1 protein-coding gene is annotated in these 650 nt (G+C 72.6%); it reads left to right on the plus strand.

All coding sequences use genetic code 11. The features are described 5' to 3' along the window. Positions 1-650, plus strand: a 650-nt coding sequence (locus tag AC5RWQ_RS30250; protein WP_494286008.1) for a DUF5719 family protein, incomplete at both ends; no start/stop codon positions are given.

A 650-nucleotide genomic window follows, 5' to 3' on the forward strand; every position in this document is an offset into this window, starting at 1 on the left:
GTCCACGCTCATCGCCGACAAGGTGCAGGACCTGACCGTGCACGTCGTCGCCCGCAGCGGCCGGGTCGGCGCGGCCGTGCAGGCCACCGACAACGCGGCGGGCACCGACTGGCTGTCCGCCGCCGCCCAGCCGTCCGGGGACCTCGTCATGCCCGGCATCCCCGCCGACGCCACCGACGTGCGCCTGATCACCTATGTGCCCGGCTCCGACGACGCCGACCTGACGCTGAAGCTCGCCACCCCCAGCGGCTCGATCACCCCGGCCGGCAACGAGACGCTGCACGTCAAGAGCGGCATGACCACCTCCGTCGACCTCGGTGACCTCACCAGGGGCGACGCCGGGTCGCTGATCATCGGTTCGAGCAGCTCACACGACCCGGTGCCGGTGGTCGCCGGGCTGCGCATCACCCGCGGCAAGGGCAGCGACCAGGAGATCGCCTTCCTGCCCGCGACCGCCCCGATCGACCGGCAGGCGTCCGTCGCCGACAACCGGAGCAAGGGCTCCACGCTCGCCCTGACCGCCACCGGCAAGGACGTCAGCGTGAAGATCACCTCGTCGGCCGGCTCCACGGCGGGCAGCGCGGTCAGCAAGACCGTCACCGTCAAGGCGGGCACGACGATGTCCATGGCCCCACCGCAGCCGTCCGGCC

This window comes from Micromonospora sp. BS32 (assembly GCF_059089345.1).